The organism is Glutamicibacter sp. NPDC087661, from assembly GCF_044743275.1.
In the GTDB taxonomy this organism is placed as follows: Bacteria; Actinomycetota; Actinomycetes; order Actinomycetales; family Micrococcaceae; genus Glutamicibacter.
On sequence record NZ_JBIUWE010000007.1, the window covers coordinates 1 to 24,751 of the forward strand.

The 24,751-nt window shown below is 63.2% G+C and carries 20 protein-coding genes and 1 pseudogene; 5 read left to right on the forward strand and 16 right to left on the reverse strand.

Annotation, left to right across the window (positions count from 1 at the left end; genetic code table 11):
- A pseudogene (locus ACIOTN_RS16420) lies at positions 1–126 on the forward strand (acyl-CoA desaturase); the annotation flags it as partial.
- A gap of 22 nt (positions 127–148) precedes the next feature.
- Here ACIOTN_RS16420 and ACIOTN_RS16425 read toward each other — a convergent pair.
- The 7 genes from ACIOTN_RS16425 to ACIOTN_RS16455 all read right to left on the reverse strand — a co-directional run bounded on the left by ACIOTN_RS16425 (position 149) and on the right by ACIOTN_RS16455 (position 8,070).
- Positions 149–565 carry an META domain-containing protein gene (locus ACIOTN_RS16425; protein WP_105658452.1) on the reverse strand — a complete coding sequence of 139 codons (417 nt, stop codon included), beginning with the start codon at positions 563–565 and terminating at the stop codon, positions 149–151.
- A gap of 45 nt (positions 566–610) precedes the next feature.
- A complete protein-coding gene (locus tag ACIOTN_RS16430) occupies positions 611–2,167 on the reverse strand; it encodes an MFS transporter (RefSeq protein ID WP_105658451.1) in 1,557 nt (518 codons plus the stop codon).
- A 98-nt stretch (positions 2,168–2,265) separates the two neighbouring features.
- Entirely contained in the window at positions 2,266–3,021 is a 756-nt protein-coding gene (locus tag ACIOTN_RS16435) for a TetR/AcrR family transcriptional regulator (RefSeq protein WP_402697297.1), read from the reverse strand.
- A gap of 63 nt (positions 3,022–3,084) precedes the next feature.
- Entirely contained in the window at positions 3,085–4,074 is a 990-nt protein-coding gene (locus ACIOTN_RS16440; RefSeq protein ID WP_402735737.1) for a hypothetical protein, read from the reverse strand.
- A gap of 101 nt (positions 4,075–4,175) precedes the next feature.
- Positions 4,176–5,090: a sugar ABC transporter permease gene (locus ACIOTN_RS16445; RefSeq protein ID WP_105658448.1), complete on the reverse strand. Its 915-nt coding sequence runs from the start codon at positions 5,088–5,090 to the stop codon at positions 4,176–4,178.
- A complete protein-coding gene (locus tag ACIOTN_RS16450; protein WP_402735738.1) occupies positions 5,090–6,685 on the reverse strand; it encodes an ABC transporter permease subunit in 1,596 nt (531 codons plus the stop codon). The genes ACIOTN_RS16445 and ACIOTN_RS16450 overlap by 1 nt, the downstream gene beginning before the upstream one ends.
- A 116-nt stretch (positions 6,686–6,801) precedes the next feature.
- Positions 6,802–8,070 (reverse strand): maltose ABC transporter substrate-binding protein, encoded by a 1,269-nt coding sequence (locus ACIOTN_RS16455; protein ID WP_105658446.1) that lies wholly within the window; start codon positions 8,068–8,070, stop codon positions 6,802–6,804.
- Between the two features lie 268 nt (positions 8,071–8,338).
- Between ACIOTN_RS16455 and ACIOTN_RS16460 the strand changes: the two genes are divergently transcribed.
- Positions 8,339–10,027: an alpha-amylase family glycosyl hydrolase gene (locus tag ACIOTN_RS16460; protein WP_402735739.1), complete on the forward strand. Its 1,689-nt coding sequence runs from the start codon at positions 8,339–8,341 to the stop codon at positions 10,025–10,027.
- A 112-nt stretch (positions 10,028–10,139) separates the two neighbouring features.
- Positions 10,140–11,147, forward strand: coding sequence for a LacI family DNA-binding transcriptional regulator (locus ACIOTN_RS16465; RefSeq protein ID WP_105658460.1), 1,008 nt, complete (start codon positions 10,140–10,142; stop codon positions 11,145–11,147).
- A 197-nt stretch (positions 11,148–11,344) separates the two neighbouring features.
- On the opposite strand, the gene ACIOTN_RS16470 is transcribed toward ACIOTN_RS16465, so the two are convergent.
- On the reverse strand, positions 11,345–12,685 hold the full coding sequence (locus ACIOTN_RS16470; protein WP_105658444.1) for an MFS transporter: 1,341 nt from the start codon (positions 12,683–12,685) through the stop codon (positions 11,345–11,347).
- A 266-nt stretch (positions 12,686–12,951) separates the two neighbouring features.
- On the opposite strand from ACIOTN_RS16470, the gene ACIOTN_RS16475 reads away from it, so the two are divergent.
- Positions 12,952–13,647 carry an IclR family transcriptional regulator gene (locus tag ACIOTN_RS16475; RefSeq protein WP_105658443.1) on the forward strand — a complete coding sequence of 232 codons (696 nt, stop codon included), beginning with the start codon at positions 12,952–12,954 and terminating at the stop codon, positions 13,645–13,647.
- A 115-nt stretch (positions 13,648–13,762) separates the two neighbouring features.
- Here ACIOTN_RS16475 and ACIOTN_RS16480 read toward each other — a convergent pair whose 3' ends face one another.
- The 3 genes from ACIOTN_RS16480 to ACIOTN_RS16490 all read right to left on the reverse strand — a co-directional run bounded on the left by ACIOTN_RS16480 (position 13,763) and on the right by ACIOTN_RS16490 (position 19,406).
- A complete protein-coding gene (locus tag ACIOTN_RS16480; RefSeq protein ID WP_402735740.1) occupies positions 13,763–15,037 on the reverse strand; it encodes an MFS transporter in 1,275 nt (424 codons plus the stop codon).
- Positions 15,038–15,150: 113 nt separating this feature from the next.
- Complete coding sequence (locus ACIOTN_RS16485; protein WP_402735741.1) at positions 15,151–18,243, reverse strand: AAA family ATPase; 3,093 nt, start codon at positions 18,241–18,243, stop codon at positions 15,151–15,153.
- Positions 18,240–19,406, reverse strand: a complete 1,167-nt coding sequence (locus ACIOTN_RS16490; protein WP_332498733.1) for an exonuclease SbcCD subunit D — start codon at positions 19,404–19,406, stop codon at positions 18,240–18,242. The genes ACIOTN_RS16485 and ACIOTN_RS16490 overlap by 4 nt, the downstream gene beginning before the upstream one ends.
- Before the next feature lie 51 nt (positions 19,407–19,457).
- On the opposite strand from ACIOTN_RS16490, the gene ACIOTN_RS16495 reads away from it, so the two are divergent.
- Positions 19,458–20,396 carry a hypothetical protein gene (locus tag ACIOTN_RS16495; protein ID WP_402735742.1) on the forward strand — a complete coding sequence of 313 codons (939 nt, stop codon included), beginning with the start codon at positions 19,458–19,460 and terminating at the stop codon, positions 20,394–20,396.
- Positions 20,397–20,473: 77 nt separating this feature from the next.
- On the opposite strand, the gene ACIOTN_RS16500 is transcribed toward ACIOTN_RS16495, so the two are convergent.
- From ACIOTN_RS16500 to ACIOTN_RS16520, 5 genes are all read right to left on the reverse strand, one after another.
- Positions 20,474–21,475 carry an exonuclease domain-containing protein gene (locus ACIOTN_RS16500; protein ID WP_105658459.1) on the reverse strand — a complete coding sequence of 334 codons (1,002 nt, stop codon included), beginning with the start codon at positions 21,473–21,475 and terminating at the stop codon, positions 20,474–20,476.
- A 227-nt stretch (positions 21,476–21,702) separates the two neighbouring features.
- Positions 21,703–22,200: a polyketide cyclase gene (locus tag ACIOTN_RS16505; RefSeq protein ID WP_402735743.1), complete on the reverse strand. Its 498-nt coding sequence runs from the start codon at positions 22,198–22,200 to the stop codon at positions 21,703–21,705.
- A 189-nt stretch (positions 22,201–22,389) separates the two neighbouring features.
- The gene (locus tag ACIOTN_RS16510; RefSeq protein WP_105658437.1) at positions 22,390–23,085 is read right to left on the reverse strand and encodes a hypothetical protein; all 696 of its coding nucleotides are present in this window, start codon (positions 23,083–23,085) and stop codon (positions 22,390–22,392) included.
- A complete protein-coding gene (locus ACIOTN_RS16515) occupies positions 23,082–23,999 on the reverse strand; it encodes an ABC transporter ATP-binding protein (RefSeq protein WP_105658436.1) in 918 nt (305 codons plus the stop codon). The genes ACIOTN_RS16510 and ACIOTN_RS16515 overlap by 4 nt, the downstream gene beginning before the upstream one ends.
- 29 nt (positions 24,000–24,028) lie before the next feature.
- Positions 24,029–24,388 (reverse strand): GntR family transcriptional regulator, encoded by a 360-nt coding sequence (locus ACIOTN_RS16520; RefSeq protein ID WP_181148913.1) that lies wholly within the window; start codon positions 24,386–24,388, stop codon positions 24,029–24,031.
- Between the last annotated feature and the right edge of the window lie 363 nt (positions 24,389–24,751).

Consider the following 24,751-nt stretch of genomic DNA (forward strand, 5'->3'; position numbering starts at 1 on the left):
CCATACACCGTGGCCAGTGTCCGCGAATCCTACGCACAGGTGATCACCTACCTGAACAAGGTCGGGCTATCGGCCCGGGATCCTTTCGAGTGCCCGATGATCTCCGGTTACCGCGTCAGCGCATAGTTCAGGCTGAAGCAGCAAAGAGCTAGGATCCCTTGCCACCAAAGGCAAGGGTTCCTAGCTCTTTCCCGTCTGCGTCAAGGACAAGCATCTTTTCGCCGTCCTCCAGCTTGGCGGAGGCAGCGCGCGAGAGCCAGTCATCCACGCCTTCGCAGAACATCTTGGTCGAAGCCAGCGCGGCGAATTCCAGGTCTTCGGATGCACTCCAGGTACCGGCGAGGCGGTTGCAGCCATCGCTGCCGGTGATCTTGCCGTCTTCGGCAAGCTCCAGCCACGGCTGGCCTTGCTCCTTGCTGCCCCACAAGCCGACCGGATCCTGGAGTATCACGCTGGTCTCGCTTTCAGTTGGCTGGCTGGCGCCCGGCTCGCCCGGGGTCGCCCCGCAGGCGGCAACACCGAAAGCCAAAGACAGTGCCGCGGTGCGCAGGAAGAATCGCTTCATATCCCCCAGCCTAGGTCTTCGGCCCACCCGCTGGCCAGTACCGGATTACGGCTGGGAGTCTACTGGCTGGGTAGGCTCCTTCGGCCCGACAACCTCGATTGCCCCGGTCACCGTACGCTGCACGCCGGTGCTGACGGGAACGACTTCTTCGGCAACTGGCTTGCTGCGGGCAGCATGGCTATGGCGCAGATCAAGGATACCGACCAGCAAGGTGGCCAGGACCAAGAGGGAAATGGCAGCGAATGAGAGCGCCATGGCGATCGAATACCCGGCTACGTGGTTCATGCCGTAGAAGACAGCGGTAATCACCGCAATGCCCACCGCAGTGCCCACGCGCTGGGAAGTCTGCATCAAGCCGCCGGCACTGCCGGAGTTGGCCACGGGAACTTCCATGAGGGTCAGCGCCTGGTTAGGCGAAATAATGAAGCCCTGGGCTACGCCGATGAAGGCCAGCGAAAGCAGCATCCACCAGATGTTCAGCAGCCCGCGATCCTCCAGGACCACCACGGCAATGGTGGCCAGCAGGCCGAACAGGGCGCTGAGAATGCCGCCGATGACCATTTTTCGCCCCACGGTCATGACATAGCGTCCGGCGATGTCGGAGCTGAAGGCGGAGAGCAGGGCCGCGGGAAGGCAGATCAGCCCTGCCTGCAGGGCACTGAAACCCTGGGATTGCTGGACGTAAATGGCCACCAGCACCCAGACGCTGGAAACACCCATGAAGTACAGGCCCGCAATGAGCGTGCCGTTGGTGAAGCTGCGGATCTTGAACAGGGCCAATTCCACCATTGGTTCGCGCCCGAGCTTCTTGTACTTCTTCTCCCACCAGACCCAGAGCACCATGACCAGGACTGCCAAGGCCAGCAGCGACCAGAGCCATGGGGTTTCGCGGCCCTGGACGAATGGCAGGAGCAGGGCGAAAATGCCAACCGCCAGCAGGAGGCCGCCAACCGGGTCCAGATCCACCTTGCCCGCTGGCTTGTTGAACAGCGGCTTGGGCAGCCACAGCAGCGCCAGGACAATAGCCAGCACGCCGACCGGGACGTTGATCAAGAAGGTGGCGCGCCAGCCGGCGTCTTCGCCAAACCAGTTGATCAGCAATCCGCCCAGCACCGGCCCAATAGCTACCGAGAAGCCGACGGCGGTGCCCAGCAGCCCGTAGGCCCGGCCACGGGCCGCGCCACGGAAGTGCTGCTGGATCATGCCCATCACTTGGGGGTTGAGCAGGCCCGAGCCAACGCCCATGATGAAGCGGGCAATGTTCAATACCAGTGGATCCGCGGCCAGCCCTGCGAGGATGCTGGCGGCTGTGAAGATCGCCAAACCCGCCACGAACATCACGCCACGGCCCAGCAGGTCGCCGGCGCGTCCGGCAGCAACCAGAACCACGCCGAAGGTCAGCGCATATCCGGCCAATACCCACTGCAGGTCCGATTCGGTGGCATGCAGGGTGGAACCGATGGCAGGAAGAACCACGTTGACGATGCTGACCGAAACCAGCGACATGAACATCGCTGCCAGCAGCACGCCCAGCAATCGCCATCGCGCTCCGGCCGAGAGTTCTTCAGCAATTGGTACCGGATGCGGCTTGCTCTGGGACATGGGCCAACTTTCAAACGAATTCCAGGCCGCACAATCCTGCGGTCCTTCAACCTACAGCGTTGGCCAGCTGGCTAATATTCCCTGTCGAAGTGCTTATTTCATTCTTTGCGGTCTTCGGCGGCCCGGTTGAGCTCGAGCATCTGCGCAATGGCCAGCAACCGCAACTCGACGACTTCCCCGAAAAGGTCATCGCTGTCTTGCTGCGGCAGCTCGAGCGCTTGGCGTGCCAGCGGTGTCGGAACTTCCGGGTAGGCGTCAAGCAATTGGACCGGCACCAGCGAGCTCACGTAGTCCGGGCTGTCCTTCGAGCGGCGGTCATAGTAGTAATCCACATGCATCACGAAACCCAGGACATCCCGTTCCAGGGCGCGGACCATGGCCACTGCCTGCTTGAGCGTCAGGCCGATATCCACGAAGAAGGCGAGGATCCGTTCCATCAATTCATTGCGGAACGGGCCGGGCTCCACCTTGAGCTTTTCGTCGAGCGTCAATTGCGAGGCCCGGGGGTAGGCCCGGTAGGCCCGGCGCGTCGCGTTGTACGCTTCGGTCACCCCGAGCTTCCAGTCGTTGCAGTCGAACTCGATCAGCGGATTGATCGAGATGAAGCGCCCCACCGCCAGGTTGATGACTTCTTGGCGATCCGCCACGTAGTTGTACAACGCCCGCGGGGTGACATTGAATTCGGCCGCAAGACGGTGCATGGTCAGCGCGTCGTAGCCCTCGGCACCGGCGATTTCCAGAGCCTTCTGGGCCAGCTGCTCTTTGCTCAGGGACTGGAATTCAGAGTCCTTGCGCGGGCGCCCGCGACCACGTTTTGTCGGTTCAGGAGAGGAATTTTCCTTATTCTCGGCCATGTCACGAGGATATACGCATTTTCTCTGTAAATTCCCATTAAGCGCCTACAAGTATTGAAACTCCTAAAACAGGGCCAGCAATTTCCTGGCTCGTTCGTGCCACATGCCGGCAGCTAGCGCGAGATGTCCTACGGCGAAGCTCATGCCGCCAGCCAGCCACGGCCAGGCCAGGACCGCCCCGTAGGTTCCTGGCAGCGCAGCGACGAATCCAGCGGCCATCACCAGCAGGCCGGCTGCGACCAGCGCAATATGAGCCAGCTTCCAGCGGAAGGGCAACAGCATCGCCAGCACGGCCAGCAGCGCGGCCGGAGCCAGGATCAGCCATGGCGCAGCGCTGAAGCTGGCCAGGCCTTGGTAGCTGGCATACCCCAGGACCAGGATCAGCAGCACCGCCGCGCACACCAGCCAGCCGGGCCCGGGGCTTGCCATGGAACCGCGCATCATCAGCAGCGGGGTGAAAACCTGTGCCCAGAGCAGCACGGTCACCGGAATGAAAAAGAGCGAGAGCTGTCCGCCACCCGCCGCGCAGATAACGGTCATGATCACAGCCCCGACGATGTGGATGGTGGTGCCGGCACTATTGGGCAGCCACAAGGGAACCAGGCTGAGGATGACCGGAATGAACGCCAGCCAAATCAGCTGGGATCCGATCAGCAATTCGAGTTGCCCCAGCAGCCCGCCAACTCCCCCGGCAACAAAGACGAAGCTCTGTTCGTTGGCCAAGGCGGCTTGCGGCGGGGCGAAAAGCACCACCATCAGGGTCAGCAGTGCGAGAGCGAAAATTGGCCACGCCAGAATACGCGTCAAGAAGTACTTGCCGCTGCCCACTTCCAGGGCTTCGGGCTCATGGCGTTCGAATTTGAGCGCGCGCGAGGCAGGCTCGCCGAGCAAGCGGATCAAATCGCTCTTGCGGCGTCCGCCGCCAGGCAGGCGGAGAATCTCCTGCTTGGTGGTTTCAATGACTTCGTTGCGTTCTTGCAAAGACAAGAAATCCAGCGCACGGCGAAGTTGCTCCAGGTAGTTGCGGGCGGCGCGCGGCAAGTAGGGCTTCATGCCTTTTACTCTACGTGCTCCGGCCCATGGGCTGACGCAGGCAAAATGGGGCAACGCCAGTGGCGTTGCCCCATCTGCCCGAAGCGGTCAGTTGCTGCGGGCTACTTGCCTGCGCCGGCGGTCAGGCCGCCGACAATGTACTTCTGCAAGAACAGGAACAATGCCATCACCGGGATCGCTGCCAGTACCGCACCGGCAGCGAAGACCGACCAGTTGGAGGTGAATTCCTCCGAGACGTAGGAGTACAGTCCCACAGCCAGCGTCTGGTTCTCCGGGGAGACCAGGATGACCGAGGCGATCACGAAGTCCGAGGTGCTGGAAATGAAGGACAGCAGGCCCACGACGGCCAGGATCGGTGCCACCAGGCGCAGGATCATGGTGAAGAAGATGCGGGCATGGCCAGCACCATCGATCTTCGCCGCTTCATCGATTTCCACCGGAATGGTGTTGAAGAAGCCGTACATCAGATAGGTGTTCACACCCAGTGCCCCGCCCAGGTACACCATGATCAATGCGATCTGGTTATCGATGCCCAAGACCGGGAAGACATCTCCCAGCGAGGTGAGCAGGATGAAGATCGCCACTACGGCCAGCAGCTGCGGGAAGATCTGCACAATCAGCAAGCTGACCAGGCCCACGCGGCGGCCGGTGAAGCGCATCCGCGAGAAGCTGTAGGCAGCCAAGGCGCCGAGGAACACCGAAGCGGCCGCCGTGGTCAGGCCGATCACCAAGGTGTTGATGAACCAGGCGCCGAAGGGACGCTGCTGATTCTGGAACAGCTCCACATAGCTGTTGAAGCCGATGGTGGTGAACAATCCGTTGGAAGACAGCAGGGTTCCATTGGGGTTCAGCGAGGCCGAGAGCACGTAGAGCAGCGGGAAGGCCGCATAGATGCACAGGGCCACGCCGATCAGGTGGCGCCAGCCGGTGGAGGCGAACCATTTGCCCAGGCCCTGGCGCCCCGCGCGTCCCTTGGGTGCGCCGGCTACCGGCCTGCCGGTGATTTCGGTGCTCATTAGTTCAGCTCCTCCAGTGCCTTGGTCTGCTTGAAACTGATAATCGAGATGATCGCGACGATCACGAAAATGATGATGGAGAAGGCGCTGGCCAGCCCATAGTCGCGCTGGGAGCCAACGAAGGCCACCTTGTAGACCATGGAGATCAGGATGTCGGTGGATCCCACGTTCAGTCCTGCATCCTGCATGCGCGGCCCGCCTTCGGTGAGCATGTAGATCACGTTGAAGTTGTTGAAGTTGAAGGCGAAGGAGCTGATCAGCAGCGGAGCCACCGAGACCAGCAGCAGCGGCAGCTTGATCAACCGGAAGATCTGGAACGGCTTCGCCCCGTCGATGGTGGCCGCTTCGGAGAGTTCATTCGGAATGGACTGCAGCGCCCCGGTGCAGACCAGGAACATGTATGGGAATCCGAGCCACAGATTCACCCAGAGCACGGAGAACTTCGCCAGCCACGGGTCGGTCAGCCAAGGGATCTGCGCTCCGCCCAGGAGCACCTGGTTGACGAACCCGAAGTCGCGGTTGAGCATGCCGGCCCAGACCAGCCCGCCCAGGAACGCAGGGAATGCGTAAGGCAGGATCGAGATGACGCGGTAGACCTTCCGCCCCTTCATGCGCATGTCGTTGAAGACAATCGCCAGGAACAGCCCGAGGAAGAAGGTGGTCGCCACCGACAGGAAGGCGAAGGCGAAGGTCCACACGGTGACAGAGAACAGGGCGTTGCGGATCGAGGAATCGGTGACCGCACGGGTGAAGTTCTCGAAGCCCACGTTGATGGACCAGCCGGGCATCAGCTGCGAGCCGTCTTGCGCGGTATACGCGCCCACGCCGGTGTCCCGGTACACCACGCCGGTCTGCTGATCGGTCATGGTGTCCGCGGCTTCATCATGCTTGATGGAGGAAGTGTACTGGTAGGCGGTGCGGCCATCGCTGGTGCGCACGGTGCCATCTGCCGGGTTCTCGGTGAATGGAACGGCCAGCGAGGTGACCTCCTGCTGGCGGCCCAGCAAATCGGCGAAAGCCAGTTCGGAGTAGTCCCCCAGGCCAGCGGGGTCTACCGGGGCGAAAGGATCATCCGCATCGCCGAGCAGCTGCTGGCCATCACGCTCAATGAGCATCGCCAGCCCGTCTTGCCCCTCGAGGATGGACACCGGGTAGCCGGCTGATCCCTCGACGCGGTTCTGGTTGGATTGCAGCAGCGCGCTGATCGCGTCATCCTTATCCGAGTTGTGCCCCGAACCGTAGTTGGTGAAGGCGATATACCCGGTGTAGCCGATCACGAAGACCTGGAAGATCAGCAGGAAGATGGTGCCCGGCAGCAGGTACTTTGCCGGCAGCCATCCGCGCTTGAAGTAGACCACGTTGATCAGCACGGTAATGGCCGCGATCACCGCGGCGATCGCCCAGGCTTCGCGCCCCAGTGCGGTGAAGACCGCGAAGAGCGCGGTCGCATCGACGATCGCCACCAGGATGATCTTGGCGAGCATGGCGCCAGTGGAGGTACTGGTGGCGTTGGCGAAGCGCCTGGCTGCCGGTGACAGCTTGGGCTTCGTCTCCTCGGTGCCGGGTTGCGGCCCTTGGCGGGCGGTCTTTGTCATCTTCCAGATGTCCCTGTCGATCAAGTGCAGTTAGCGCTGGTGAATTGCAGGCGCTGGGGCCCGGAGGAGTTCCTCCCGGCCCCAGCGCCCATCGTTGTGCCTGGTGGCAGGCGTTCCTACTTCGAGATGGCCTTTTCGATGTCCGAGGTCATCTGCTTCCAGCGCTTGGCCGGATCAGCCTTGCCGGTGATGATCTCGGCCTCGGCTACGCCCCAGAACTCCCATACGGCAGCCATTTCCGGGATGTTCGGCATTGGCACGCCGTTGGCGCCGACCTCGCCGAAGGCAGCGATGGTTTCATCGGCCTTGGCCGCTTCGAATGCCGCCTTGTTTGCCGGCGGGCGGTTGCCTACCTCGTACAGTTCGGTCTGGACTTCTTCGGTGCCGATGTAGTTGGTCAGGAATTCGGTAGCGGCCAGCAGGTTCTCGGTCTTCGCGGAAACGAAGAAACCCTGCACGGCGACGAATGGCTGGGCCTGCTCGCCACCGGCCGATGGAATCGGGTCGATTTCCAGGTTGATTTCAGCTTCTTCTACTGCTTCCACGTTCCATGGACCGGTCAGGAAGAATGGCGAGTCGCCGGAGACGAACTTCTCCTTGGCAATGTCCCCGTCGAGGCTGGTCTTCAGGTTGCCTTCTTCGCCCTCTTCAGCCAGCCACTTGGCGAATTCGATGCCGCCCTCGTTGCCGATCTGCAGATCTGCCGGGTCATAGGCGCCCGTATCATCGGTGCCGAACACCGGTGCGCCGAAGGAGGTCTGGAACGGGTAGGCGTGGAATGGATCGCCGACATCAGAGACCTGGACCAGGAATGGGAATTCGGTGCCGGCCTTCTCGCCGGCGGCAATCATGTCATCGAAGCTCTTTGGAGCTTCCTTGACCAGATCCGCATTGCGCAGCAGGGCCAGGTTCTCGGTGGCGTAGGGAACGCCGTAGGTGTTGCCCTCGTAGCTCATGGCGTTGACCGCGACGTCCTGGAACTCGCCGGCCTTGTCGCCCAGCTCAACTGGCTGGACTACGCCGTTGTTGACCAGGTTGCCCAACCAGTCGTGGGCGCCGATGGTGATATCCGGGCCCTTGCCGGTTGGAACCTGGCGCAGGAAGTCTTCCTGGATCTTGGAGAAGTCCTTGATCACGAGGTCCACCTTGACCCCGGACTGCTTCTCGAAGTCAGCTGCTGCATCCTTGAGCACTGGCTCGCGGTTGGCGTCGACCCAGACGGTCAGCTTGCCGCCGGAGGCAGCTGCCGGCGAGGATTGCGCCGCTGCGGGGCTGGAGGAAACTGCTGGCGTGTTGGAGCCAGACCCGCCGCAGGCGGTGAGCGAGAGTGCGGCAATGGCCGTCAGTGCTCCGCCGAGAAGCCAAGGGTGCTTATTCACCTTCATGGGATGTCCTTTCGTGACAACTGTGTCATCAGGGACCGGGTCGGCCGCGATTTCCGCTGGGCCTGCCGGTCGGGTCTTTAGTGGTGCGAGTAACACATTGATTGTAAGCGTTTACAGCGTGGCACAGATCATGAAAATTGACAACAACGCCGATAAAAATCAGTTTTTATCGGCCGAGGCTCGAATTCAGACCTCACCATGGAACGAAGGCTTTGAAGCATAATTGCAAGCGTTTACAAACTGTGGTGAATCATTTATCGTTACCGTCATGACTTCAATTCGTTCAGTAGCTGATTCCCTTGTGCAATCCGAAGACTCGCAGTGGTGGCGCTCCTCGGTGATCTACCAGATCTACCCGCGCTCCTTCGCCGATTCCAATGGCGATGGGATGGGTGATCTGCGCGGAATTACCGAACGCCTGGAAAGCATCGCGCAGCTTTCGGTCGACGCGATTTGGCTTTCGCCATTCTTCACTTCCCCGCAAAAGGACGCCGGATACGACGTGTCGGACTACTGCGATGTGGATCCGCTGTTTGGAACCCTGGAGGACTACGACGCGATGGTGGCCAAGGCCCACGCATTGGGCCTGCGCGTCATCATCGACCTGGTTCCGAACCACTGCTCGGACCAGCACCCGTGGTTCCAGGAAGCACTCAAGGCCGCGCCCGGCTCCCCCGAACGCGACCGCTTCATCTTCAAGGACACCCCGGCAACCGGGCTCCCGAATAATTGGGATTCAGTCTTCGGCGGCCCCATGTGGACCGAAACCACGAATCCTGATGGCAGCGCCGGCCAGTCCTACCTGCATATCTTCGACTCCTCGCAGCCGGACTTCAACTGGCACAACGAGGAAGTGCGCGCGATGTTCCGCGACGTCCTGCGCTTCTGGCTGGACCGGGGCACCGACGGCTTCCGCGTTGACGTGGCCCACGGGCTGATCAAGGCCGAGGGCTTGCCGGACTTCACCCCGGACCCAAGCGGCGCCTCCATGGGCGGCACCGACGAACTGGCTCCGTGGTGGGGCCAGGATGGCGTGCATGAGATCTACCGCGACTGGCGCAAGGTCATGGACGAGTACGACGGCGAGCGCGTGCTGTGCGCCGAGGCTTGGGTCAATCCCCTGTCGCTGATGGCCAAGTGGGTGCGCGAGGACGAGATGCACCAGGCTTTCAACTTCCCTTATCTCTCTTGCGACTTCGATGCCCAGCAGATCCGCGAAACCATCGACCAGTCTCTGGAGGAGTTCGGCAAGGTCGGCGCCCCGAGCACCTGGGTGCTCTCCAACCATGACGTGGTGCGCCATGCGACCCGCTTGGCGCTGACCGATGAGAACCCGCAGGGCGAGGGCATCGGCCTGAACACCCCGAACCTGCCGGAGGCTGCCGTGGGATTGCGTCGCGCTCGTGCTTCCAGCGCGTTGATGCTGGCCCTGCCAGGTGGCGCCTACATCTACCAGGGCGAAGAGCTGGGCCTGCCAGAAGCCGTTGAACTGCCAGATGAGGCGCGCCAGGATCCTACCTGGTTGCGCACCAATGGCGAGCGCTACGGGCGTGACGGCTGCCGGGTGCCCTTGCCCTGGGAAAGCGGCAAGCCCGCTTTCGGCTTCAGCGCGACCGGTGAAAGCTGGCTGCCGCAGCCTGCAGGCTGGGACTCCTACGCCCGCGATGCGCAGGTCGATGACCAGTCCTCCACGCTGAACCTGTATCGCCGCCTGTTGCAGCTGCGCCAGGATCATGCACTGGGCACCGGCACCCTGGATTGGGTCGAAGGCACCGGAGATGATGTTCTGGCTTTCGCCAACGGCACTGTGCTGGTCGTGGCCAACTACGCTGCAACTGCACAGCCTTTGCCTGCCGGTGCGCAGGGCGCCACCGAACTGGTGCGCAGCCAAAGCGAGATTTCGGCGGAATCGGGAATGATTCCGGGCGAAACCACGCTCTGGTTCCAGTTGCCGTAGCCGGCAATCTGCTGACCGGTTGCAGCCGCACCGGGTAATGTTGGGCAGGAGCCGTGGCCAGGGGAAGGAATTTCCCCTAGCCACGGCTGTGCCTATGAAGGAAGGAAGAGAAGTGGCCGGGATCAAAGACGTCGCACAAGCCGCTGGCGTATCCATTGCCACCGTCTCGCGCGCATTATCTGGCCGGGGTTCTGTCTCCGCGTCCGCGCAGGAGGCTGTGCAGCGCGCCGCCACCGAGCTGGGCTATGTGGTCTCATCTTCCGCGTCCGGGCTGGCCTCGGGACGCACCCGCAACATCGGCGTGCTCGTTCCGGTGATCAACCACTGGTTCTATGCCTGCGTGCTGGAAGGCATTTCCAGCCGCTTGATGGACGAGGGCTATGACACCACCCTCTATCAGCTGACCAAGGACCGCACCCAGCGCGAGAAGATCTTCTCCGATTTCCTGCTGCGCCAGCGCGTGGATGCGGTGATCGCGGTCAACGTCGAGTTGGCTGGGGACGAGGTCCAGGCGCTGCTGGCCATGGACAAGCCCCTGGTTGGCGTGGGAGGACCGCTTCCCGGTGTGCCGACCCTGCACGTGAATGACGAAGCGATTTCTGCCCTCGCGACCGGGCACCTCATCTCCCTGGGCCATGAACGCATTGGCTTCATCGGCGGCAACGCGGAAACCGATGTGGATTTCATGGTGCCCACCCACCGCCGCACCGGCTACGAGCGGGCGCTGGCCGAGGCTGGACTTGAACTGGATGAGTCGCTGTTCGCCAGCGCGGACTTCTCCATGGCCCAGGGCTACGCGGTGGCCAAGCAGCTGCTGGGCAACCCGGCATCCCGACCGACGGCAGTGTTCGCAGCCAGTGATGAAATGGCCATTGGCGCGATCCTGGCCGCCCGCGATCTCGGTTTGCAGCTGCCCCATGACCTGTCGGTCATCGGCGTGGACAATCACGACCTGGCCGAGCTCTTCGGCTTGACCACCGTCGAGCAGCGTCCGCATGAGCAGGGGCAGCTGGCGGTCGCCATGCTGCTGCGTGCTATCCGCGGCCAGGAACCGGCGCAAGCCCACGAGTTGGGCCATCGGCTGATCGTGCGCTCCTCCACGACCCGCCCCGCCCAGTAACCTGGCCAAGCATTCGGGTCCCGCATGCCGACGGCCTAGGCGCAATGGATGGCGGTGGCCGGAAGTCGGCCGTGCAGCAAACTGCCCGCTGCATCCGCCCGCTGATCGCCAAACCACCGGTCGCCAGACGCGCAAATGCCCGCGCAGGCCAGGATCGCTTGATCCGTTGCCTGCGCGGGCATGGTGCTGCCGCGAAACTAGTGCGCCACGCGCGAGTCGGCCTGTTCGCCCTCGATTTCTTCCACGTGCAGGTTGCGTCCACGGGTCTCGCCCACCCAGAGCACCGCTGCCACGGAAATGATGGTCAGCACCATGATGTAGATGGCAATCGAGATCGAAGAGCCTGTGGTCTCCAGCAGGATCTGCGCCACGGTGGCCGCGAAGGCACCGCCCAGAATAGCACCAATGGCGTAGCCAATGGAGATGCCCGAGTAGCGGATCTGCGCCGGGAACATCTCCGCGTACATCGCCGACTGCGGGCCGTAGGACAAGCCCAGGCCAACGGTCAGCACGAAGATCGCAATGGTGTACAGCACGATGTTTCCGGTGTCGACCATCAGGAACATCGGGATCATCCAGATGAACACCAGCGCGTAGCCGATCACGAAGGTATTGCGGCGCCCGATCTTGTCCGAAAGCCAGCCGCCGACCAGGGTGAAGATCAGCCAGCCCACCGAACCGATGGTGGTAGCCAGGAGGATCGGTGCCACCGGCATCTCGAGGACCTTGGTGGTGTAGGAAATGAAGAACGCGATCACCAGGTAGCCGGCGGCGTTGTTCGAGATGAAGATCAGCGCTGCCTGCAGGACCTGCTTGGAATGGCTGGTCATCAGCTCGCGCAGCGGGGTGTGCTCGGAAGCCTTGCGCTGGGCGAGCTGCTTGAAGACCGGGGATTCCTCGACCGCACGGCGGATCATGTAGCCCACGAAGATCAGCGCAATGGAGAGCAGGAACGGAATGCGCCAGCCCCATGCGGCGAACTCTTCCGGGCTCATGGCAACGCGCAGGATGTAGAGCAGGCCGGTAGCCAGGATCATGCCGATGGGCACGCCGATCTGCGGGTAGGCGCCGAAGTAGCCGCGGCGATCCTTCGGTGCGTGCTCTACCGCCATCAAGGCCGCACCGCCCCATTCGCCACCGGCCGAGAAGCCCTGGACCACGCGCAGGAGCACCAGCAGGATTGGCGCGGCCACGCCGATGGACGCGTAGGTTGGCAACAGGCCAATGGCCGCGGTGGCAACGCCCATGAGGATCAGGGTGAGCACCAGGATGCGCTTGCGTCCGTAGCGGTCGCCCAGGTGGCCGGCAACCACTGCGCCCAGGGGACGGAAGAAGAAGGAGATGCCAATCATTGCGAAAGAAAGGATCTGCGCGACACCCGGATTCGACTGCCCCAGGGGCTCGAGGAACAACGGGGTCAGCAGGGTCGCGGTGAGCTGGGCGAAAATGAAGAAGTCGTACCACTCAATGGTGGTGCCCACCAGGGTGCCGGCAAGAACCCGGCGCTCCTCCTGGGTGCGAGTGACAGTCGATGACATGAGTTGGCCTTTTGCGAGTTGTTTACCGACCGTTCGGACGGTTTATGTCGCACACCATCATATGCCCACAGTGAAGCAGATCACAAGATCTATCCAAATCGTGACCAGCTCCAGCCAGGCACCCTCTCCCGCAACGGGCTGGGAATTCGGTGTTCTAATAGAGAACGACTAAAATCGGATATGGATCACCGACCGCTTGGTCCCCAGATTCACTACGAAGGCCCTCGACGACGTTCCAGCAGCGCCGCACGCCAGATTGAAGAGCAATGCCTACCTCCCAGACGCTTTCGCGTGGAATCCGCGTCCTTGAAATCGTCGCCAATTCCCCGGTCAACCTTTCCATCGCGGAAATCGCCGCGAAACTGGAAGTCCACCGCTCCATTGCCTACCGCATCATCCGCACCCTGGAGCAGCATCACCTGCTCAACCGCGACGAGGCCGGGCACATCCGTTCCGCTTCCGGCTTGGCCGTGCTCGCCCGCTCGGTCCAGCGCGACCTGCAGGCGGCCGCCACCCCGGAACTCACCGCGCTGGCCAACGAGCTGTCGATGACTGCTTTCGTAGCCGTCTGGGAACACGACCTGTGCACCACCTTGCAGTCGGTCTCCCCGTTGAACTCCCAGCGCGCGATCGTCCATCGCCCGGGCTCGGTGCACGGCATGGATGTGGGAGCAGCCGGCATCGCGATCCAGTCGCGCTATGCCAAGGCCGAGTGGGATGCCCTGGACACGGGCATCGAGTACCGCGAAGCTGCCGTCGCGGCCCGGATTGACGGCTATGCCACCAGCGAGAATGAAGTCATCCAGGGCGTGACGTCCATTGCCGTTCCGATCCAGCATTCCGGGCAAACCCCGGCGGCCTTGGCCGTCGTCTTCGCCGCCAGCACGGTCGGCGGGTACGAGCGCATGATCGAGGAACTCAAGCACGCAGCGGCGCGCATCAGCGAAAAGCTCGCGCACTAGCAATTCCCGGCGGGGAAAGAAGCATCCCGTTGCCCTTCGCCTGCTGGGCGAGGTGCAACGGGATGCTTCTTATCCAGCTTTGCTGGCCGGCCGCAAGATGCGCAGAGTTCTTGCCCTAGCGGACGCGGGCCAGCGTCGGGGACTTCGCGACAACGATCTTCATCGCCACAGCGGCCAGGAAGATCACCAGTGCGCCACCGGTGGAGACCCAGAAGGCGCCGAGGTAGCCCAGGGTCTCGGCGAAGACGCCGGCCAAGCCGTTTCCGATCGCGGTTCCCACAACAATGCCGGCAGAGAGCATGGTCATCACGGTGGACAGGCGCTGCGGCGGAGCGACTTCGCCGCCCAGGGTCATGACCGTGACGATCACCGGCCCTACCGCAAATCCTGCGATGAACAGGGCAACCAGCATCAGCGGGACATTGCCGGCCACGTGCAGGCCGAAGCTGAGCACGGTCAGTGCTGCGCCGCACAGGATCCAGCGGTTGATCTGCTTGAAGGCCTGCGGCCAAGCGGCCACGGAGATCGCGGCAATCGCGCTGGAGAAGCCCATGGCGCCATAGAGCAGGCCGCCGGAGTTGGAATCGCCCTGCGCCCCGGCAAAGGCCAGGGTACCGGCCGCCGAGGAACCGAAGACCGTGCCCAGCGCCATCATGCCCAGGACCAGGGCACCGATCGCGGCAACCTGCGCGCCGCTGATCGAGACCTTGGGAGTGTGCTCGGCGGTTCTCGCCGGCTTCACCGCATTGCCGGTACGGTGCGAGGCGAACACCGGCACCAGCACCAGGGTCAGCAGGGCGGCAAGGTAGAGCGGCAGCACCGGATCCACCAGGGAGGCCAGCAGGCCCACGGCAACCGGGCCGAAGACGAAGCCCAGTTCATCGAACATGGACTCCAGGCTCAGTGCCGCCGAAAGGACCTTGTGGTTCTTCTTCTGCTGGCGGGTGATTGCAATCCAGCGGACGCGGGACATCGGGCCGACCTGCGGGCCGGTAGCACCGGCGGCCAGGCACATGATCGAGAGCAAGGCCGCGGACATGTCCGGTCCCGAATCGGCAAACAGCGTCAGGGCAACCAGCAGGATGGTGTGGATGACCGCGACAGTGGTCAATACCGGGCGCTGGCCCACCCGGTCAGCCAGATAGCCGATGCTCGGACCGCCAATGGCGGACCCCAGGCCAACCATGGCCGCGGCCAAGCCGCCCATGGCATATGAGCCGGTGGTAGCAGTTACCAGGGTCATGGACCCGATGGTGAGCATCGCCAGCGGGAGGCGTGCAAGGAAAGTAAGCGGCAGGAAGGGTGCTCCCACCAAAGGAACTAACGCGGAGTATCCGGACATCTTCTCGGATTCCTCACTGTTTTCCTTCGACAAAGTAGACTGAGTCAACAAAACTCCATGACGAAGCGTGCGTCGTCCCACACCCCCCGACGCACAAAATTTCCCAGGCATGCCTGATGGCACTACCTTCAAGATAGCTACTGCCCTGGGGCAAGTCCAATCTATCCAGCCAAGATCACAGTGCCATCGCGTTCAATGGTGGAACCGTGCTGGGTCTTGCTGACCGAAATCCGATTGGTGATGCGCTGCTTCATTTCCGCCACGTGGGAGACCAAGCCGATGGTGCGGCCCCCGGCACGCAAGTTTTCCAGCGCCTGCATGACTTCTTCCAGCGTCTCGGCATCCAGCGAACCGAAGCCTTCATCGACGAAGAGCGTCTGCATGTCCACTGCCCCGGAATGGTGCGAAATGACATCCGCCAGGCCCAGTGCCAGGGCCAGCGAGGCCATGAAGGTCTCGCCTCCGGAGAGCGTCTGGGTCTCCCGGCGCTTCCCGGTCCACGAATCGAGCACCTGCAGCCCCAACCCGGACTTCGAATTGCCCTGCTTGGAATCATCATGGTGCAGCGAGTAGCGGCCGCCGGACATCATGCCCAGGCGCTGCGTTGCGGCGATGGCCACTTCCTCCAGCCGGGCAGCGAGCACATAGGTGCTCAGCGTCATCTTGTAGAGGTTCTCTCCCCCGCCACGAATCACTTCAGCCAATCCGCGCAGCCGGCGGTAGTCTTCGATGACCGGGCCTGCCTCGGTCCGCTGGCGTTCAAGATCAGTGGCTGCTTGCTCGTGGCGAGCGAGCTGGGTCTGCGCCAGCACTTCTTGTTCCCGCGCCGCTTCGAAGCGTTCTTCGACAAGGGAAGAGAGCAGCTTCGCTTCGGCAATCCCTTCTTCGCTTGGCCCTTCAAGGCCCTGCGCGGATAATTCCTGGGCCTTGCGGCAGTCCTGCGACGCTTCAAGCGTGGCAATGGCACTGGCCAGATCGGCATCGGCACGCTGCAGCTGGCTCAGGCGCTCGCGTTCGGCGCTGTCCAGCAAGGCGGCCTCGAAGGCAGCCGGATTCTCGAAACCGGCGGCCGTGCGCTGGCTATTCCAGGTGGCCTCGGCCTTCTCCAGCGCCTCGCCGGCCTCAAGGAAACGGCGCAGGTGCCGCACCGCGCTGGCCAAGCCCTGGGACGTGGCGGACAGCTGCGCCACAAGTTCGGCCAGGTTCTCCCGGCCTTGACGCAGCTGCTCCAGCTTGGCATCGAGTTCTGCCAGCTGGGTTTGCAGGGACTGCGCCCGCTGCTTCGCGGTGGCGTGCTCGAGTACCGCCCGGGATGCGCGCGCGTTCTGCTGCTCGGTACGCTGGCGCACCGCATCCAGCTTTGCCACGCGGGCAGCGATTTCTCCTTGCTGCTTCTGCTCCCGTTCCAGTCCGGCCTGCGCCGTGGCAAGCTCCGCCCGCAGGTCCGCGACCGGGGCATCGCCAGCGGCTTCCTGCGCGGCCTGGAACTTGGCCACCAGGGTGTCGCGCGCCTGCGCGGCCCGTTGCCCGGCAGCTCTTGCCGCAGCCACCGCGGCTTCCAGCGCTTGGATCTGCTCATCGTCGATCAGCGGCGCATCGGCATCCGCCCGGGCCGGGGCGGGATGCTCTTGCGCACCGCAGACCAGGCACGGTTGCCCGTCTTCCAGCGCGGCAGCCAATCGCAAAGCGCTCTGGGCCAGCTGCTCGGTACGCAGGTCAAGCAAGGTATTGGCTACGCCTACAATCTCCAGCTCTTGTGCGCTGGACTTCTCCCGTGCGGACAGCGCCTGCTTCTCCAGGGTGTCGCGCTCGGTGGCATGCTGGATCCTGGTCTCCAGCCCCTTCACGTGTTCCTTGGCCTGCTGGACCTTGCCGCCGGCGGCTACCTGGTCGAGGTCCGCGGCTTCCAGCGCAGCACGTTCGGCCTTGAGCAAGGCAACTTCGGCTTCGGCCTGGGCACGGGTCTCTTCCTGCGCAGCGGCCAGTTCGGCGGCCTTGCGTGCCTGGCCGGCCAGGACGCCGCGGCGCTTTTCATCGTCCAGGCCCGCCTTGGCCACCGCTAGTTCTTCGGCCGCTTGCTGCGCCGGCAGGCGCAGCTGCTCCAGACCGGCAGCGTCGGCGCTGGGGTCCAGCCCCTGTTCGGTTTCAAGCCACAGCTTGCTGTCCAGCCAGGTTGCCTTGGCCTGCTCCTGGGCGACGGATGCCTCCTGGAGCTGGGCCTGGTAGGCACGCACCGCGCCTGCCTTGGCATCGCTGTCCAAGCGCGCGGCAGCCGCTGCGGCCGCTTCATGGTTCTGGGCATAGCCGGCCTGCATGCCGCGCAGCTCGGCCAGGCGCGCGAAGATCCGGCGGCGTTCCTCCAGGGCCTGCGCCTGCTCGCGGGTGCGGGTCATCTCGGTGCGCAGTTTGGCCGCTTCTAGGGCCGAGTCCCGGTGAACCGCCGCGATCCGGCGGTGATAGCCGGCGAACTGCTCGGCACTGCTCAGGTCCACCGCCGCGGCCTGTCCAGCGCCATCGGCGTCGGCGTTCGCTTCGCCGTCGGCCTCGGCGGGCTCATCGCTGGCTTCGCGGCCAGCGAGGAACGCCCGGGCAGCGGAATGGATGGCCTCTTCGCTGGCGCTCAGGCGTGCTTCCAGGCTCTCGGTTTTCTTGCGCTCTTCGGCCAGCCGAGCGGCGAATTCATCCTCGATCCGCGCATAGCCGCTGGTATCGAAGAGATTCGCCAGGAGATCTTCGCGGTCCTTGGCCTTGGCCCGCAGGAAGTCCGCAAAGCCGCCCTGCGGCAGCATGACTACCTTGGTGAACTGCTCGCGGTCCAGACCCAGCAGGCTGCCCAGGACGTGGCCCACCTCGTCGTTGCGGGTGGACAGTTCCTTCCAGCCCGAACCGGTGAACTCGCGCAGGAAGCTGGCGGCCTTCTGCTCGGTGGTCTTGTTCTTGCCGCGCTTGGACGGGCGCATCCAGGCCGGCGAACGGGTGACCTCGAAGCGCCGGTCGCCGATGGTCAGCTCGCAGACCACTTCCGGAGCCAAACCGGCCGGGGCATGGTCCGAACGGATCTGCCGGCTGCCGGCGCGGCTTCCGGGCAACGCACCGTACAGGGCGTAGCAGATCGCATCCAGGATGCTGGACTTGCCGGCACCGGTGGGGCCATCAAGCAGAAACAGCCCGCCTTCGGCCAATTCATCGAAGTCGATCTCTTCGGTGCCTGCGAAGGGCCCGAACGCCTGGATCTGGAGTTTGTGGATTCTCACTGGCTGGCCTGTGCCTCTCGGGTGGCTTGGATGACGGCGCCGATGACTTCCCGTTCCAGTTCATCGGCCGCGCGTTCGCGGACATGTTCCATGAAGTCCCCCACCACTTGTTCGGTGCTGGCGGCCTTGGCCATGCGCTCGGCATAGCTCGCCGGCTTGGCATCCCCGCCGGCGTGTTCGGGGGCGAAATTCAGCACCACAGTGTCGGGGAAACGGGTTCGAATCGTTGCCATCGCGTCGGCGGGGCGTTCGCTATCGGTCAGCGTGACCTGGCACCATGCATCGGCGGCGGATTCCAGTTCCGGATCCGCCAGGAGCTCAGCGAGCTTGCCCTTGAGGATGGCCAATTTCTTCGGCACCGGAAGCAGGACTTCCTGCACGGACTCTATGCCCCGGGCGTTGGTGTCGATCAGCCATACGCCCTTGCGCTGCGTTGCCTCGGAGAAGGAGTATGCCAGCGGAGAGCCCGAATAGCGCACGTGCTCCTTGACCTTCTGCCGTCCATGCAGGTGCCCCAGCGCCGAGTAGTCGAAGCGCTCGAAAAGCTCTGCCGGAACCACGTCGAGGTTGCCGGTGCTCAGCTCGCGTTCGGAGTCGCTGCCGTAGCCGCCGGCGGCGAACAGGTGGGCCATCGCGATGGAAACTACCGGTTTTTCCCCTGCCCGCAGTTGCGCAAGATCTTCTTCGATCTGCGCGATGGCCGCACGGACCACCGCTTCGTGGCTGGCCTTTTCCACGCCCAGGCGTTCCATCACCATGCGCGGTTCCAGGTACGGGATGCCGTAGATGGCCACCCGGTGATCGCCGGCATCGTGGATAACCGGCAGCAGCATGCGCTGGAGGTCGGCGATGATGTGCACCCCGGCGCTGTCCAAGAGCTCTGCGCCGAAGCCCAGACGGGAGGCCGAGTCGTGGTTGCCGCTGGTGACCACGACGGCGGCCCCGGTGGCGCGCAGCTCGCGCAGCACCCAGTTGCACAACTGGACGGCATCCACATGCGGCAGCGCGCGGTCGTAGATGTCACCGGAAATCAGCACCGCATCAACCTGCTGATTAATCGTGATATCGATGATTTCCTGCAGCACTGCGCGCTGCGCTTCGATCAGGGAGGCCCCGTGGAAGGTCCGTCCCAAATGCCAGTCCGAGGTGTGAAGCAATCGCATGTGTCCAACCTTATGCAATGCCGCGGACAACTTGGACATTAGAATGGTGATGTGAATGAAACCGGTGAAACTGCACTCCTGCCAGAGAACTACTCAGACAAGGTGTTTGCGATCCTCCTCGGCCTAGCCGATGGCGCAACCCACGCCCGTGACGAAATTGACCCCGGGGCCACCGAAATCCTCCCGCTCTACCTGGCCGACGGCCTGCTGGAAGCGCTGGAATGGGCCAACGACGGTGTCGCCAGCGACGAAGCGGCCTGCATGTGGCTTGCGGCCCTGCGCGGCTACAGCAAGATCGCCGGCTCCTTCCCGGAACGCGCCCCGCAACCGCTGGGCCGCTGGATCGACAAGGAATTCGCCAACGTCGAGATCTTCGAGAAGATCCTGGACGGCGATCCGCAGAACCTCGCCGGCCTGGACAGCCCCGACATGGGACAGCCGGGGCGTCCCACCGGCGCTGGCGCCGACTCCACCGGCGTGCTGCCGCGTGCCGCGATTGCCGCGCTGCTGGCTCGGGTCCCTGTGGGCACCACCGAGACCCTGGCCCGTTCGGCCGCCTTCCTGACCCACGACGACCAGGCGGCCAAGACCGCCATTGCCGCGGCGAAGATCATCCGCTCGGCCATGGAACGCTCCGAGGCCGCCACCGGCGAATGGGCCGAGCTGCTCGTTGGCCTGCAGGGCCCGTCGGCCGATGCGCTGCGCGAGGTGGCCACCAGGATCGCCGAGAACATCTCGCTGTCCTCCGAAGAGGCCTACGCGGCGTACTTCGGCGAGCATGCCGCCGAGCAAGACGCGGAATCGGACATCGAGGCCGCCCCGGCGGCAACCGCCGAAGAAGAAGCCAGCCGAGATCCCGAGGTCGACGCCTACGCTGTAGCGCTGCTGGCTGCCATCTACGGCACCGAAGCCGTCGGCGAGCGCCCCGCGAGCGCACTGGATGACATCATCTCCGAGCTGCATGACCGCTGGATGGCGCTGCTGGTCTAGGAACCGCGCCCAGGACCAAGTGGCAGAAGCCCGGCCGGCACAGATTCGATCTGTGCCGGCCGGGCTTCTGCGGTTTGCTAGGCGGTCAGGCCGAACCCGCCAACCATCTGCATGAACTCGCCTTCGGAGATGATGCTGACCCGCTGGCCCTTTTCGCGCAGCCGGAGTACGTGCTTGGCCTTGTTGGTCAGCCGCCCGTTGGCCAGATCCTCCGGGACGAAGCCGTCTCCGACGACCAGCGCCGTGGTGGCGCGGGTGACCCGCGAGGCGGTCTGCGCGCCGTGTTCGGCGGCCAGTTCCTTGGCCTTGGGGCGCGGCATGGACAGGTTGCCGGTGAACACCATGATCTGGCCGAACAGCGGATGGCTGGGATCCGCGTTGTCGCTCGGCTTCGGGTTCGGCCCTTCCTGCGGCCAGTTGTTGAAGGAATCCTGCGGCGGCAACGGGTTGCCTGCAGCCAGCCAGCCTTGGGCGTCGCGGGTGGCGCGGGACAGTTCGTGGCCTGGCTGCCACGGCTGGGTCAGGCTCAGCCGGACGCCATAGTGGTCTGCCGTCTCCAATACGGACTGCTGTCCGCTGCGCCCGGCGATATCGATCATTGCCCAGGCACAGGCCACAGCGTCAGCCAGGGCCTCGTGGTGGTTTTCGATAGGGTGCCCGGCTTCTTCGGCAACGAACGGCAGCGAGTAGCTGGGCAGATCGTAGGCCTTGCGGGAGAGCTTGACGGTGCACAGGTGCGCAATTTCCGGTACCGGCAGTTCGCCGGCTTCGCACGCCGCGCGGATCACTCCGGAATCGAACGAAGAATTGTGGGCCACCAGCACGTCGGATCCGATGAATTCCAGCAGTTCCGGAATCCTGTCGGTCACCCGTGGCGCGGCGCTCACCATGTCGGGGGTGATGTGGTGGATCGAGACGTTGCGCGGGTCGAAGTGGTCGAAGCCTGCCGGCGGCTGCATGAGCCACTGTTCGGTTTCGACGATTTGCCCGGAGCGTACCTTGACCAGGCCCACCGAACAGGCGGAGCCGATAAAACCGTTTGCTGTCTCAAAATCTACTGCTGTGAAGTCCAATGCCACGCCCAATAGCTTACTCGCTTAATCGCTGGCACCGGCATGCGTGACATTCGCGCACCGTGCACCGCGCGGTGACCGCCGGGCGATAACGGGCCAATAATTCACTGCAACCCGATTTTGACCTGTATCGATCAAGTTATCGGCGGGCTGGCTGGCTTGGGCGCAAGGCAGGGCATCTCACAATCATCAGCCGGCCGCATTGAGCGAGTCGAACCCTGCACGCAGGGAACTCAGCGCCCGAACAGCTCCTCGTAATGCTCGCTGAGCGCCGGATAGTAATCGGCTTCGAAGTCCACGCTGTCGGCATCGGCTCCGTTCACCACGGCTGCCAGGCGGTCCAGGTAGTAGTCCCAGCCCGGCCCGACGGAGCCGGCGAGCTGCGGGTCTAGGCCCGGCATCCGGAAGACCAGGGAACTGCTCTCGCCGCAGGACTGCACCGCGAGCTCCAGCCGCCAGGCCGAGGGGCCTGTTCCAAGTTGCACCTGCAGGTGGTGCATGCGCGGATCGCAACGCAGGATTTCGACTCGTTCGGTGGGTGAACCGTCCTCGAGCAGCATCACCACGTCCACCGCGCCGCGCTCCGGGTCCCCGTGCCATGGGCCATACCAGAGCGCCAAGCACTGGGAGTCTGCCAGATAGCGCCAGATCCTGCTCGGGGATTGGGTGAACTCGCGGCGCAATTCCAGCGCTCCGTCTGCGGTTCGAATTCCGGTCGGCGAGGCGCTCATGATTTCTCTCCTGGGTTGCTCCCCTGCCGCCGCGGCACGGGCGGCTCCAGCGCCTTCACCGGCAGTCATTGAAGAATAGCAAATCGCGGTCCCGGGCCGCTGGGCGCCTTCTTGCAAAAGCAGGCACCGGTTCCCTTCCCCCAAGGGAAAGGGAACCGGTGCCCATATGCCCTGCATTTCGGACCCGGGCTAGGCGGTTGCCTTGCGCAAGGTGAGATAGGATCCTCCTGCCATCAGCAGGGCCACCAGGCCGCCCCACAGCGTGATCCCCGCGGCGGTCCAGGTCAAGGCCCAGCTCCAGAACTGGTCCCAGTAATTGCCGAAGGTGAACAGGGCGATGATTCCCAGCACCACCACACCCAGCAGGGTGAAGAAAACCACCATGCCCGTGGTGCGCCACCTCATGTAGATGGTCGCTATCAGGAAGCCGACCATGAACAGCAGCACCATCAGCACGAAGTAGAACAGGATCTGGACCAGCCAGTTGTTATCCGCAATCCATTGCAGGGCGAAGAACTGGCCGCCCATGCCCCAACCACCGGTGGCGACTTCCAGCAATCCAATCAGGTAGTAGAACACCGACAGAACCAGTGCGCAGACGGAGAACAGTGCCACGGTTCCCAGATAGAAGGTACGCCGCGAAATGCTCATGGCCATGGAGAACGGGAAAGTCAGCGTCAGCGCCTGGATACCCAGGGCCAAGAAGTACCACATCGGCGCTTGGGCGCCACCGCTGTACAGCCCTTCGTCGCTGCCGTTGCGCCGGACCAGCCACCAGATGGCCAGTGTGAAGAGGAACGATCCACCCAGGATTATCAGCGGGATTCCAATGAAAGTGGCTTTGTTGATCAGTTGCATGCGGGCGACTTTGATGATGCGGTTCATTTTCTTGCCTCCGTCCGTTCGTCGATCCCTGTTTCGGTGGTGCTGCTCAAGGCGCTGCGGACTACCAGTTGCTGCAGCGACACCGGACTCAGGTCCAGGCCCATGAGCTTCGCTTGTTCGCGCTGCTCCGAATCCAGCTTGGCCTTGATGGTGACGCTGGCCAGGGCGCCGAGTGCATCACGATGGATTATCTGCGCGGAGCCGATGAATTCCTGGACCTTGGCGTCCTCGCCAGTTACCGTTACCGCTGTGCCGCGCAGCTCTTCGGCATCCGAGTCGATGACGATTCGCCCCTTGTCGATCACGATGACGTGTTCGAGCAGGTTGGCGACTTCATCGATCAGGTGGCTGGAGAGCACGATGGTGCGTGGATATTCCGCGAAGTCTTCGACGAGGCGGTCATAGAAGATCTGCCGCGCTACCGCGTCCAGGCCGAGGTAGGGTTCGTCGAAGAACGTGATGTCCGCCCGCGAGGCCATGCCGATGATCACGCCCACCGCGGACAGCTGCCCGCGGGAGAGCTTCTTGATCCTGCGCCTGGTCGGCAGTGCGAACGCCTCGACGAGATCCTTGGCCAGTTCCTCATCCCAGTTCTCGAAGAACAGGGCTGCGGATTTGAAGGCCTGGTGGACCTTGAAGTCATCGGGGTACTTCTGGGATTCGCGGATGAAGCAGATGCGCGAGAGCGTCGGATCATGCTCGAAGGGGGCGTGGCCGAAGATTTCGGCGGTGCCTTGGTCCGCATAGTTCTGCCCGGTCAGGATGGACATGAGCGTGGTCTTGCCGGCCCCGTTTCGTCCAAGCAGCCCGTAGATACGGTCGGGTTCCAGTTCCAGGCTGACGTTGTCGAGCGCTCGCACGTCCTTGTAGGTCTTGCTCAGCTCGCGTGTGGCGATTGCTGTCGTTCGTGGCATGTCGTTCCTCCCTGCCTAGTAGAGATGTTTCAAGAATCCGAACCGGTCTTGATCATGGCGACCAGCTCATCCAGGCCAATGCCCAGCTTGGAGGCTTCTGCGGTCAATGGGGTGATGAATTGCTGTTGGAATTTCTCGCGGCGCTGTTCTCGCAGCCGCCGCGGTGCACCTTCGGTGACGAACATGCCGATCCCCCGCTTCTTGTAGAGCAGTCCGTCTTCCACGAGCCGGTTGATTCCCTTGGCTGCTGTGGCCGGATTGATCCGGTAGAACGCTGCGAATTCATTGGTTGATGGAACTTGCGCTTCTTCTGCAAGAACACCAGAGATGATGTCGTTCTCAATCAGCTCAGCAATCTGCAAGAAGATCGGTTTTGAATCATCAATCATGCTGGCTCCTCTCCGTGCTCATTTCCACTAGGTTAGTTAGTGGGTTAGTTACTCATGTAACTAACCATAGAACCTAGTTCGGTTCTGTGCAATAGCGGGGCGGCAAAATATCCACGGAAAATCCGGTACCCCAAACTGTCCCCCTCGCTATCTATGCTGGGAACTGTCGACGGGGCTGCCTGGAACGGGCACCGGCGATGGTGCGTTCACCGTGGTGAGCACGGAAATGGAGCTGCAGACCGAGACAACGCATGGCGCAACCCGAAACCGGGAAGGGCTGGCGATGGCTACGAATAATTTGCAGTATCTGGCCCAGGAAAATAGTGATCGCACGCTGGGCAATGACCGCAATCCACGGATTGC

Coding starts and splice junctions, on each gene's coding strand:
- ACIOTN_RS16425 (WP_105658452.1), bottom strand. CDS start 565: ATGAAGCGATTCTTCCTGCGCACCGCGGCACTGTCTTTGGCTTTCGGT.
- ACIOTN_RS16430 (WP_105658451.1), bottom strand. CDS start 2,167: ATGTCCCAGAGCAAGCCGCATCCGGTACCAATTGCTGAAGAACTCTCG.
- ACIOTN_RS16435 (WP_402697297.1), bottom strand. CDS start 3,021: ATGGCCGAGAATAAGGAAAATTCCTCTCCTGAACCGACAAAACGTGGT.
- ACIOTN_RS16440 (WP_402735737.1), bottom strand. CDS start 4,074: ATGAAGCCCTACTTGCCGCGCGCCGCCCGCAACTACCTGGAGCAACTT.
- ACIOTN_RS16445 (WP_105658448.1), bottom strand. CDS start 5,090: ATGAGCACCGAAATCACCGGCAGGCCGGTAGCCGGCGCACCCAAGGGA.
- ACIOTN_RS16450 (WP_402735738.1), bottom strand. CDS start 6,685: ATGACAAAGACCGCCCGCCAAGGGCCGCAACCCGGCACCGAGGAGACG.
- ACIOTN_RS16455 (WP_105658446.1), bottom strand. CDS start 8,070: ATGAAGGTGAATAAGCACCCTTGGCTTCTCGGCGGAGCACTGACGGCC.
- ACIOTN_RS16460 (WP_402735739.1), top strand. CDS start 8,339: ATGACTTCAATTCGTTCAGTAGCTGATTCCCTTGTGCAATCCGAAGAC.
- ACIOTN_RS16470 (WP_105658444.1), bottom strand. CDS start 12,685: ATGTCATCGACTGTCACTCGCACCCAGGAGGAGCGCCGGGTTCTTGCC.
- ACIOTN_RS16475 (WP_105658443.1), top strand. CDS start 12,952: ATGCCTACCTCCCAGACGCTTTCGCGTGGAATCCGCGTCCTTGAAATC.
- ACIOTN_RS16490 (WP_332498733.1), bottom strand. CDS start 19,406: ATGCGATTGCTTCACACCTCGGACTGGCATTTGGGACGGACCTTCCAC.
- ACIOTN_RS16505 (WP_402735743.1), bottom strand. CDS start 22,200: ATGAGCGCCTCGCCGACCGGAATTCGAACCGCAGACGGAGCGCTGGAA.
- ACIOTN_RS16510 (WP_105658437.1), bottom strand. CDS start 23,085: ATGAACCGCATCATCAAAGTCGCCCGCATGCAACTGATCAACAAAGCC.
- ACIOTN_RS16515 (WP_105658436.1), bottom strand. CDS start 23,999: ATGCCACGAACGACAGCAATCGCCACACGCGAGCTGAGCAAGACCTAC.
- ACIOTN_RS16520 (WP_181148913.1), bottom strand. CDS start 24,388: ATGATTGATGATTCAAAACCGATCTTCTTGCAGATTGCTGAGCTGATT.